A 9938-nucleotide genomic window follows, 5' to 3' on the forward strand; every position below is an offset into this window, starting at 1 on the left:
CGCGTCCTCCTCCCTTTCCGCGAGGATGGGCGTTCCGTGCCGTTCCATCAAGGGCGCCGGCCGGCCAGGACGAGGGTGGCGGCCGAGGCGAACATGCCGCCGTTGCCCAGCACCACGCTCACCTCCGCGCCCGGCACCTGGGCGGCGGCCTCGCCGCGGAGCTGGCGCACCGCCTCCTGGATGGCGAACATGCCGTACATGCCGGTGTGGGTGTAGGACAGGCCGCCGCCGTTGGTGTTCATCGGCAGGCGGCCGCCGGGCGAGGTGTGGCCCTCGGCGACGAACGCCCCGGCCTCGCCGCGGCCTACGAAGCCGAGGTCCTCCAGGCCGTAGAGCGGCACGTGCGCGAAGGCGTCGTAGATCATGAGGTGGTCCACGTCCTCGTGGGTGATCTTGGCTTCGGCGAAGGCGGCCTCGCCGGACAGCCGGAACGCCCTGGAGGTGGTGAAGTCCTCCATCTGGGAGATGATCGGCGACTCGGCCGACTCCCCCGAGCCCAGCAGGTGGACCGGGGCGCGGCGGGCGCGCTCCTCGCTGGTGACGATCAGCGCGCCGCCGCCGTCGGTGACCAGGCAGCATTCCAGCAGGTGGAAGGGGTAGGCGACCAGGCGCGAGGCGAGCACGTCCTCGACCGTGATGAGGTCCCGGTACATGGCGCGCGGGTTGAGGTGGGCCCAGCGGCGCTGCGCCACCGCGACCTCGGCGAGCTGCTCGTGGGTGAGGCCGGTCTCCTTCATGTAGCGCAGCGCGGTGATCGTGAACGACGTGGGCGGCCCCACCACTCCGTACGGCAGCTCGAACTGCCCGAGCAGCGAGTCGGCCCCCATCCCCCAGCGGCCCGCCCCGATGCGCGAGCGGCCCGACTCGCCGTGGGTGATGAGCACGGTGTGGCACAGCCCGGCGCGGACGGCCGCCGCCGCGTGCCGGACGTGGAACAGGAACGACGAGCCGCCCACGCCCGTGCCGTCCAGCCAGGCGGGGGTGATGCCGAGGGCGTGGGCGATCTGGATCGGGCCGGGCGTGCCGACCGTGGCGACGCCGTCGATGTCGTCCTTGGTGAGCCCCGCGTCGGCGAGGGCGTTGCGCGCGGCCTCCAGGTGGAGCTGCAGGGTCGAGTGGTGCGGCAGCCGGCCGACCTCGTCGGTCTCGGCGGCGCCGGCGATCACGATGTTCATCGGGCGCCCTCCGCCGGCTCGAAGAGGGGCACCGAGACGTCCCCGCGCCGCTCGAACACCACGCGCAGCTCCATGTCCAGGGGCAGCTTCTCGGGGACGTTCTCGACGCCCACGATGTTCGTCATCATGCGCACGCCCTCCTCCAGCTCCACGACGGCGATCGCGTAGGGGCCCTCGTCCTCGAAGCCGGGCGCGGGGCGGTGGTTGATCACGTATGAGTAGAGGGTCGCGCGCCCGCTGGCCCGGACCCATTCGACCTGGTCGCTGCCGCAATGGGGGCAGCTCGGCCGCGGGTAGAAGTAGTGGCGCGCGCACGACTGGCAGCGCTGGATCCTGAGCTCTCCCGCGGCCGTGCCGTCCCAGAACGGCTGGGTCTCGGGCGTGGGCCTAGGTGCCGGCTTCATCGGCCTCCCCAATCTGGTTCTAGAATCTCACTCTAGATCTACCGCGATCGGGAAGGGAAGGGGATCGAGGGGCGGGGTCAGGGTCGAGGGCCGAGGATCAGGGGCTGGGGATGCCGTCGCCGTTGCGGCCGTGGCCGGCGAGCACCTGCTCCAGGCTCGGGCGCGGCTCGTCGGGGGCGCGGAAGCCCGGCTGGGCGAGCTGGATCAGCACCCCGTGCGCCTCCTTGGGGTGCAGGAAGACCTCCCGCCAGCGCGTGCCGGCCCGGTTGAGCCCGTGCAGCCGGTAGCCGCGGGCGGTGAGCCGGGCGACGGCCGCGTCCAGGTCGTTGACGTGGAAGTTCAGGTGGTGGACGCCACCCCGGCCGCGGGTCAGCTCGAAGAAGCTGTCGAAGAAGGCCGAGCCCGACAGCGGCTCCATCAGCTCGACCTTGCCGCCGTTGGGATAGGTGAGCTGCAGGGTGCGGTAGCCGGCGGCCCGGTTGTCGCCGCCGCCGCCCAGGTGCCGGCCACCGAGCAGGTCGCGGTAGATGGGCAGCAGGTCCCTGATGCGCGGGGCGGCCACGGCCGTGTGGTCGAAGGTCACCTCAAGGCCGTCCAGCTCCAGATCCACGGCATGACTCCTAACGACGGAGGGAATCCTAGAATTTGATTCTAGCGCGTGACCGGCCGCTCACCCTTGACTGCGGCCCGCCGGAGGCGCAGCATCGCAGAAGCAGATTCTAGAGCTAGCTTCTAGAACAGGCGGGGGCCCAGCCCGATCAGAAAGGCCATCCATGAGGCTGTCCTACGTCCGTGAGCTCGACGAATACCCCACCGGCGCCCGGCGCATGAAGATCCTCACGATGGCCGTCCTGGCCATCCTCATCGGCTCCTACGAAGGGCAGATCGCGCCCGTCGTCCCGCTGCTGCTCAAAGACCTGGACATGACGCTGGCCACGTACGGCGCCGTCTCCGGAGCCGCGGCCGTGGCCGGCGCGATCGCCTCCATCCTCGGCGGCCGGCTCACCGACCGGGTGGGCCGGGTACGGCTGCTCATCCCCCTCATGGCGCTGACGGCCGTGTGCTGCTTCGCCATGACGCTCGTGCACAGCCCGCGCGACCTGCTGATCGCCAGGATCGTGCTGGCGTTCGTGGACGGGGTGGCGATGGCCAGCACCGCGCCGCTGATCCGCGACTTCTCGCCGCGCCTCGGCCGGGCGCAGGCGTTCGGGTTCTGGACGTGGGGGCCGGTCGGCGCGAACTTCCTGGCCGCCGCCGTCGCCGGCTGGACCCTGCCGATCTTCGACGACTCCTGGCGCTCGCAGTTCGTCATCATGGGCTGCTTCTCGCTGGTCATCTCCATCGTGATCGCGCTCAACATCGCCGACCTGTCGCCCGAGCTACGGGCCAGGATCCAGCACACCGAGCGCGCCGCCAGCGAGGTCGTCGAGCCGTGGCGGCCGGTCCGGGTGCGGGCGCTGTTCGCCCGGCCCAACATCTGGGCGCACGTCGTCGGCATCTCGCTGTGGCTGGTCCTCTACATCACGCTGTCGCTGTTCGGGCAGACCATGCTGGTCGGCGCCCTGGGCGTGAGCAGCGCGGAGGCGTCCACCATCATGGCGGCGTTCTGGAGCCTCAACCTCATCACGCTCATCGTCACCGGCCGCCTGTCCGACCGCCTCCAGCTCCGCAAGCCCTTCACCCTGGGCGGGACGCTCGCCGCCGTGCTCGTCACCGCCGTCCTCGCCGTCCTGCTCGGGCAGCCCGGCGTCTCCTCCGGCACGCTCATGCTGGTCGGCGCGCTGCTCGGCGGCTCGCTCGGCGTGGCGTACGCGCCGTGGATGGCGAACTACTCCGAGGACGCCGAGGACGCCGACCCGCGCCTGCAGGGCACCGCGTGGGGCCTGTTCGGCTTCCTGTCCAAGGGCATCGCCGTGATCGGGCTCCTCGTCATCCCGCGGGTGGTCGAGGCCACCGGCTGGCAGACCTGGCTGTTCGTGGCGCTCGGCTGCCTGGCGTTGTTCATCCCCGCGATCGTGATGTTCAATGGGCCCTGGCGGCGCGCCGCCCGCACGCCCGTCAACGTCGCGGTGAAGGCGGAGGGATGAGCGATCTGACCGGTGTGGCCACGTCCGACCTGCGGGGCATCCGCGACCTCGACATCGACGACGTGCTCGCGTACGTGCACCACGACCTCAAACGCCTGCCCGACTACACCGAGCTCTACAAGCGCTACCTGCGCCAGCGATGGGACGTCTACGAGCTGGACTTCACCCAGGACGTCGTGGACTGGCGCGAGCGCATGACGGCCGGCGAGCGCGACGCCTTCGTCGGCATCTCCGCCGGGCTCCACCACGGGGAGCGGCAGGTGGAGGTGGAGCTGCCGGTGTTCATGCTGGGCGGCTCCGAGGAGTCCAAGATCTACATGTCGAGCCAGATCGAGGACGAGGCCCGGCACACCGTCTTCTTCGACCGCTTCTACCGCGAGGTCGTCGGCATGCCCGGCGACTCGGTGCAGGAGGTGCTGGACGCCTCGTTCGCGCACGTGTCGGAGACGTTCGTGGGGCCGTTCGGGCTGCTCGCCTACCAGGCCGACGAGCTGCGCCACGACCCCGAGGACGCGGCGGCGCGGGTGCGGTACGGCACCACGTACTTCCTGTGGATCGAGGGCGTGCTCGCCCTGTCCGTCATGAAGATCACCCTGACCTACTGCCGGCAGCGCGGCTTCCTGCCCGGCTACTACACCGGCTTCACCGCCACCTGCCGGGACGAGGCCAGGCACGTGCAGTTCGGCATGCGGTTCCTGCGGGACTCCGTACGGGCGGACCCGCGGCTGCTGCTGCAGATCCACGAGACGCTGCGCACCATCCTCGCCATCAACGGCGCCACCAGCCGGCGGCTCGCCCTGGAAGCGCTCGGCTGGACGCCGGAGGAGGTCAGGCGGCTGATGATCCGGCAGCTCCACATGAAGCTCGTGGACGTCGGCATCGCGCTCCCGCCGGACATCCAGGACATGGTCGCCCGCATCGAGCCCGAACTCGCCGGAGGCTGACCGCCCATGCGCTTCTTCACCGCCGAATGGGCCGAGGCCGCCCGCGCCGCCGTGGACGCCGGGCCCACCGAGCAGGACCGGGCGGGCAAGCTCCCGGCGTACTGGAGCTGGATCGACCGGGCGCGGGCCGGGTACACCGCCCGCTGGGCGCTGGGCGTGCGCGACAGCGGCGAGTACCTGGTGCTGACCTGGAAGGACGGCCACTGCACCGACGGCTCCATCGTCCGTGGCCCCGCGGTGGAGGCGGAGTACGTGCTCGCCGCCGACCGCGACGTCTGGCGGTCGCTGCGGGAGGGGGCCGATCCCGGGCGGGTGGTGATGTACCGGGGGCTGCGGCTGGAGCAGGGGGACGTACTGGCGTTCTTCCGGACGATCTACTTCTTCGTCGAGTCGCTGGCCGTCCTGGCGCGCCTGCCCGCCGCTCCCTGAGCCTCCGCCTGCCGCGCTCCTCCCGCTGGAGCTCCTGCCCGCAGGAACGCGAAGATGCCGGCAGGAACGCGAAGGCGCCCGCCGGAACGCGAAGGTACCAGTAGGAACGCGAAGGTGCCCGCCGGAACGCGAAGGTGCCCGCCAGAACGCGAAGGTGCCGGCCCCCGCGCCAGGGACCGGCACCCGTCGTCGTCTCACGCCCGAGCGGCACCGCTCAGTCGCGGTGCAGCTTCCGGTAGGTCACCCGGTGCGGACGGGCCGCGTCGGCACCCAGGCGCTCGACCTTGTTCTTCTCGTAGTCGGCGAAGTTGCCCTCGAACCAGAACCAGTTGGACCCCTCTTCCCACGCCAGGATGTGCGTGGCGATGCGGTCGAGGAACCACCGGTCGTGCGAGGTGATGACCGCGCAGCCCGGGAAGTCGAGGAGCGCGTTCTCCAGCGACGACAGGGTCTCGGTGTCGAGGTCGTTGGTCGGCTCGTCCAGCAGCAGCACGTTGCCGCCCTGCTTCAGGGTGAGCGCCAGGTTGAGCCGGTTGCGCTCGCCGCCCGACAACACCCCGGCCTTCTTCTGCTGGTCGGGGCCCTTGAACCCGAACGCCGCGATGTAGGCCCTGGACGGCATCTCGACGTTGCCGACCTTGATGTGGTCGAGCCCGTCGGAGACGACCTCCCAGACGTTCTTGTTCGGGTCGATGCCGCCACGGCTCTGGTCGGCGTAGGAGATCTTGACGGTGTCGCCGACCACGATCGAGCCCTGGTCGGGCGTCTCGCTGCCGGTGATCATGCGGAACAGCGTGGTCTTGCCGACGCCGTTGGGGCCGATGATGCCGACGATGCCGTTACGCGGCAGGTCGAACGTCAGCCCCTCCATGAGCACCCGGTCGCCGAAGCCCTTGGTGAGGCCGTCGGCCTTGATGACCGTGGTGCCGAGGCGCGGGCCCGGCGGGATCTGGATCTCCTCGAAGTCCAGCTTGCGGAACTTGTCGGCCTCGGCCGCCATCTCCTCGTAGCGCTGGAGGCGGGCCTTGCTCTTGGTCTGGCGGGCCTTCGGGTTGGAGCGGACCCACTCCAGCTCGTCCTCCAGGCGCTTCTTGCGCTTGGCGTCCTTCTGCCCCTCGACCTTGAGCCGCTGGGTCTTGGCCTCCAGATAGGTCGAGTAGTTGCCCTCGTAGGCGTAGGCCCGGCCGCGGTCGAGCTCCAGGATCCAGCCCGCCACGTTGTCGAGGAAGTAGCGGTCGTGGGTGACGGCCAGCACCGTGCCGGGGTACTTCTCCAGGTGCTGCTCCAGCCACTGCACGCTCTCGGCGTCGAGGTGGTTGGTGGGCTCGTCGAGCAGCAGCAGGTCGGGGGCCTCCAGCAGCAGCTTGCACAGCGCGACGCGGCGGCGCTCGCCACCGGACAGCTTGGAGACCTCGGCGTCGGGCGGCGGGCAGCGCAGCGCGTCCATCGCCTGCTCCAGCTGGCTGTCGAGATCCCAGGCGTTGCGGTGCTCCAGCTGGTCCTGCAGTTTACCCATCTCGTCCATCAGCTCGTCGCTGTAGTCGGTGGCCATCTGCTCGGCGATGTCGTTGAAGCGCTGGAGCATCGCCATCGTCTCGGCGACGCCTTCCTGCACGTTGCCGAGGACGGTCTTCTCCTCGTTGAGCGGGGGCTCCTGCTGGAGCATGCCCACCGTGAAACCGGGCATGAGCCGCGCGTCACCGTTGGACGGCTGCTCCAGGCCGGCCATCATCCGGAGCAGCGTCGACTTCCCGGTGCCGTTCGGCCCCAGCACACCGATCTTGGCCCCGGGCAGGAACGACAGCGTGACGTCGTCAAGGACCACCTTGTCGCCGTGCGCCTTGCGCACGCGCTGCAGCGTGTAGATGTACTCCGGCATGCCTTCTAGCTTAGGGGCTCCTGACCCAGGCTTCCGCCGCTCCTCCCCACCCGGGCCTTACCCCGGGGCCTTCCCCGGGGCCTTACCCCGGAGCCTTTCCGCGGGCGGGGGCGAGCGAGAGGCGGGTTGCTCAGACCTCCGGCTCCGTGAGCGGCTGCGGCTGGGGCTGGACCGCGGGCAGGCAAACGCGGTCGCGCCCCAGCTCCTTGGCGCGGTAGAGGGCCAGGTCGGCGGCGGCCAGCAGCTCGATGAGGTCGTCGCCGTGAACGCTCATCAGCGCGACGCCGGTCGAGATGGTGACCCTGATCAGGGTGTCGTCGGCGGGAACGGCCATGCGGCTGACGCGGGTACGCAGGCGCTCGGCGACCCGGCGGGCCTCGTGGGCGTCGGCCCCCGGCAGCAGGACCACGAACTCCTCGCCGCCGAAACGCCCCACCACGTCGTACTCCCGGAGCTGCCCGCGCAGCGTGGCCGCCACGCCCACCAGCACCTGATCGCCGGCCAGATGGCCGTGGGCGTCGTTGACCCGCTTGAAGTGGTCGATATCGATGATCAGCAGGGCCAGCGCGTCACCGTTGCGGCGGGCGCGCACGATCTCCGTGTCCGCCTCGCGTTGCCAGGCGGCCGCGTTGAGCAGCCCGGTCTTGGCGTCGGTGCGGGCCGCGGCCTGCAACTGCGCGTGCAGGAGGCTGCGTTGCAGCAGGACGACCGGCGGCAGGGCGAGCAGGAGCAGGGCGAGGTTGAGCCCGCAGCCGATGGCGACGGTGATGCCCAGACACAGCTCGACGATGTCGAGCAGCAGGCTCTCCTTGTTCCACAGCACCTCGCGCCAGCTCATGTCGGGGGCGGCCGTCAGCGCGGCGATGGCGATGAGGGCGATGTTGAGCAACGCGAACAGCACGGCGGCCACGACCGCGTAGATGATCGGCGGCCCGCTGCCCCGGGAGAGCAGCCCCGGATCCTCGACGAAACGGTGGAACAGGACCGACGCCGTGCACCCCGCCAGGCCGATCGCGGCCGAGCTGGTGACCCGCCGGTAGAGGACCGTCGCCCGGACCCGTAGCTGCAGCAGGCCGTGGAGCACGATGGGCGCGAACAGCGCGTAGAGCGGGGGCAGGAGCAGGGCCACCGGCAGCCACCAGGCCGACAGCAGGTCACGCGAGACGCCCGCCGGCACGCCCAGCCGCCTGGTGGCCTCGATGCAGACCGCGCCGCACGCCATGAGGGCGGCGAAGGTGTAGGCGTCCGCCCACCGGAACTCGATGGTGACGGAGAACAGCATGATCGCGACGAGGTCGAGGGCGACCATCGCGGACAGATAGATCACGAGCGAACGGCGCTGCCCCAGCAGCGGCCAACGGCCGACCAGTGTTGACACACCGTCGCGAGGCTGGATCGAGGCGTGACTGGTCGCCGCCATCTCGTCTCCTCTCTGACTAACGATGTGTAACACAATAATTGCGGAGTGTGCGTTGCGCGATGGGAACCGATACGTTTGCAGAGACCGTGCCTGCTCACTCCGCGAGCGGGCCGCGTTGGAAAGGAGCAGCCATGGCTCGGGGTGTGATCTGGACCTGACAGATCCTCTCTAGGATGTGACGCCGGGTGTACACACTGTCGGCCGCCCCTTGGGGTGAGGGAACGGGACTGGCCGATACCCCCTCCCCCCTTCCCTCCCCGCCCATCGAGCCACGGTCCGTCCACCCTCCTCTCCCTCCAGGACCATCCCTCCGACCGCCCGGCTCGCCCCCGCACCGCCTTCCCCAGGACCCCTCCCGGCCCGGACGGCCCCGGCGGCCCCCTCGCCCTGCCCGGCGTCACGGCCCGGCCCTCGCCGAGCTCCACGCCCAGTCGAACCCATCCCTCCGCCCACAGCGACGGCCGCCCCTCCCCACGGCCCATGACCCGAACGACCACCGACGACACAGCGGGCGACGCGACCGGTGACGCGACGGTCGCCACGGCCAGCGACGCGACCGGTGACGCGGCGGGCGACACGCCTGGTGACGTAGTGGTCGACACGGCTGGTGACGCGACGGGCGACACGCCGGAACGACACGGCGGGCGACACGGTGAGTGCCACGGTGGGTGACACGGCAGGCGGCGTAGCCGGTCATATGGCCAGTGTCGATGGACATCGGGTCAGCGCCGAGGGCGACCGGCGAGGCATCCGGAGCACCGCTGCGATCAGGCTCACCGGCCTGAAGCGTCAAGCCAAGCCGGGAACTCCGGCCACCGGAGCACCGCACCGTTCCAGAGGATCACGCCGTACAGAGGGTTGGACCGTACGGAGGGTCACGCCGTACAGAGGGTCATGCTGTCCCCAGAAGGGCCGCGCTGGTCTGAGCAACAGCGCCAGGCCAGGGCCACACCGGCCAGAACAACCGCACCAGCACAAGGACCACACCGGCTTGAGCAGCCGCACCAGTGGAAGGGCCATCGGTCCAGGCACCGGCACCGGTGGAAGGTCACCTGTCTGGGCAGCCGCACCCGTCTGGGCAGCCGCGCCGACTCAGGGGTGGCGTCGGCTTGGGACGGCGTCGGCTTGAGACGGCGTCGGCTTGAGACGGCGTCGGCTTGGGGCGGCGTCGAGGCGGCGTGGGGCGGGTGGACTGTGCGGGGCGGCTGGTGGAAGCACTACGCCGTCCCGCCAACAGGTGTCGGCGGGACGGCGTGTTCGTGCTCGCGGTCAGGGGCGGCGCGTCCGCGGGCGGAGGCGTGCCGGATGGCGATCGTGGCCCGTTGTCCGACGGTCCCCCGTCATTCGGGGGCCTCCGTCATTCGGCGGTCTCCGTCATTCGGCGGTCTCCCGTCATTCGGGCCGTTGTCCGGGGGCCCCCTGCCCGGGGCCCGCTGCCCGGGCCCGTTGTTCGGGGGTCCTTCGCCCCGGTTGCTGCTGCCGTTGTCGGGTGTCAGACCTCCTCGACGCTGCTCGGCTCGCGCCGGGACAGATCGATGCCGAGCTCCTCCGCCGCGCGGAAGACGTCCTCGTCGGTGTCGCGCATCTCGATCGACATGCC

8 protein-coding genes are annotated in these 9938 nt (G+C 70.7%); 3 read left to right on the forward strand and 5 right to left on the reverse strand.

The genetic code is table 11. The annotated features are described in order from the left end of the window. Nucleotides 1-47: 47 nt before the first annotated feature. The 3 genes from AB0H75_RS48195 to AB0H75_RS48205 all read right to left on the reverse strand — a co-directional run bounded on the left by AB0H75_RS48195 (nucleotide 48) and on the right by AB0H75_RS48205 (nucleotide 2189). Nucleotides 48-1175 (reverse strand): thiolase, encoded by a 1128-nt coding sequence (locus AB0H75_RS48195; protein WP_367808442.1) that lies wholly within the window; start codon nucleotides 1173-1175, stop codon nucleotides 48-50. Further along, complete coding sequence (locus AB0H75_RS48200) at nucleotides 1172-1579, reverse strand: Zn-ribbon domain-containing OB-fold protein (protein WP_367808444.1); 408 nt, start codon at nucleotides 1577-1579, stop codon at nucleotides 1172-1174. Before AB0H75_RS48200 ends, AB0H75_RS48195 begins: the two co-directional genes overlap by 4 nt. A gap of 97 nt (nucleotides 1580-1676) precedes the next feature. Beyond that, a complete protein-coding gene (locus AB0H75_RS48205; RefSeq protein ID WP_367808445.1) occupies nucleotides 1677-2189 on the reverse strand; it encodes a VOC family protein in 513 nt (170 codons plus the stop codon). 163 nt (nucleotides 2190-2352) lie between these two features. On the opposite strand from AB0H75_RS48205, the gene AB0H75_RS48210 reads away from it, so the two are divergent. The 3 genes from AB0H75_RS48210 to AB0H75_RS48220 are packed head-to-tail and all read left to right on the forward strand — an operon-like array spanning nucleotide 2353 to nucleotide 5039. Continuing rightward, the gene (locus AB0H75_RS48210) at nucleotides 2353-3666 is read left to right on the forward strand and encodes an MFS transporter (protein ID WP_367808446.1); all 1314 of its coding nucleotides are present in this window, start codon (nucleotides 2353-2355) and stop codon (nucleotides 3664-3666) included. After that, on the forward strand, nucleotides 3663-4610 hold the full coding sequence (locus tag AB0H75_RS48215) for a ribonucleotide-diphosphate reductase subunit beta (protein WP_367808450.1): 948 nt from the start codon (nucleotides 3663-3665) through the stop codon (nucleotides 4608-4610). Before AB0H75_RS48210 ends, AB0H75_RS48215 begins: the two co-directional genes overlap by 4 nt. Before the next feature lie 6 nt (nucleotides 4611-4616). Beyond that, nucleotides 4617-5039 (forward strand): hypothetical protein, encoded by a 423-nt coding sequence (locus AB0H75_RS48220; protein ID WP_367808452.1) that lies wholly within the window; start codon nucleotides 4617-4619, stop codon nucleotides 5037-5039. A gap of 214 nt (nucleotides 5040-5253) precedes the next feature. On the opposite strand, the gene ettA is transcribed toward AB0H75_RS48220, so the two are convergent. Then, nucleotides 5254-6918, reverse strand: coding sequence for an energy-dependent translational throttle protein EttA (ettA, locus tag AB0H75_RS48225; protein ID WP_367808454.1), 1665 nt, complete (start codon nucleotides 6916-6918; stop codon nucleotides 5254-5256). A gap of 130 nt (nucleotides 6919-7048) precedes the next feature. Continuing rightward, nucleotides 7049-8338 (reverse strand): GGDEF domain-containing protein, encoded by a 1290-nt coding sequence (locus AB0H75_RS48230; protein WP_367808456.1) that lies wholly within the window; start codon nucleotides 8336-8338, stop codon nucleotides 7049-7051. Between the last annotated feature and the right edge of the window lie 1600 nt (nucleotides 8339-9938).

The sequence above is a fragment of the Nonomuraea sp. NPDC050783 genome (genome assembly GCF_040802095.1).
Classification (GTDB): domain Bacteria; phylum Actinomycetota; class Actinomycetes; order Streptosporangiales; family Streptosporangiaceae; genus Nonomuraea.